This window comes from Arsenophonus endosymbiont of Bemisia tabaci Q2 (genome assembly GCF_902713415.1).
Taxonomy (GTDB): Bacteria; Pseudomonadota; Gammaproteobacteria; order Enterobacterales; family Enterobacteriaceae; genus Arsenophonus.
This window is the reverse complement of the sequence record NZ_CACTIE010000309.1, coordinates 1-948: the sequence shown is the minus strand read 5'-3', so window position 1 is coordinate 948 and position 948 is coordinate 1. Positions and strand designations below refer to the sequence as shown.

The 948-nt window shown below is 32.9% G+C and carries 1 pseudogene; it reads right to left on the bottom strand.

From position 1 onward, the window contains the following. A pseudogene (locus tag ARSQ2_RS11610) lies at positions 1 to 641 on the bottom strand (alanine/glycine:cation symporter family protein); the annotation flags it as partial. Positions 642 to 948 lie beyond the last annotated feature (307 nt).

Sequence of the window (948 nt, the reverse complement as noted above, 5' to 3'; positions counted from 1 at the left end):
GCTATAGGAACAACGAATTCTGCTACTCGAGCAATTGAACGTAGGCCAGGAAAAATAATAATACCACAAATTATTGCAAGCACAATTCCTAAATAAAGAGGGTTAAAACCAAAAGCTACTTCTGTTGCCTGTGCAATTAAATTAGCTTGAACAGAATTGAATACCAGGCCAAAAGCGATAATAAGAAAGATAGAAAAAAGTACCCCCATCCAACGCATTTTAAGGCCATTTTCCATATAGCAGGCGGCGCCGCCACGATACCACGATAATTCCCTTGATCATCTTTTGTCTTATATAATTGTACCAAAGTGCTCTCAGCAAAAGAGGTTGCCATACCAATTAAAGCAACAAGCCACATCCAAAAAATAGCACCTGGTCCTCCAGCAGTTAATGCAATAGCAACACCCGTTAGATTTCCAGTTCCAACTCTGTCTGCTAGACTTGTGCATAAAGCTTGAAAGGAAGATATACCTGAACTATGTGAATTTATTACTATTCTTCAGTATAGTAAACATATGCCCAAAATGGCGGAATTGAATAAGACCAGTGCCTAACGTAAAATAGATACCTACTCCAAGAAATAAATAGATTAATACACCACTCCAGAGAATATTACTAAAATTTTCTATCAGTTCCGTCAAAACATTTCCCCTTATTTGTATTAATAAAAACTGTCTAATAAATCAAATACACTAATAAATAATACTAAACCTTTTTTAAAAACAACCCTTTTATTTTTATAAATTTCACTCTTTTACTAAAAAATAATAACATTGCTAAGAAGCAAAAATCCTTAAAATGTAACATAAAAATCCTGTTTAGGTAACCTCTTTATTTTAAAAGTGAGAATTATGATTAGCTACAAACTGCAATATAGCAAAGAGATAAAAAGATATTTGTCAATTCACTGAGTTTTAATTCACATGATCAATTATTTCAGTATCCAGT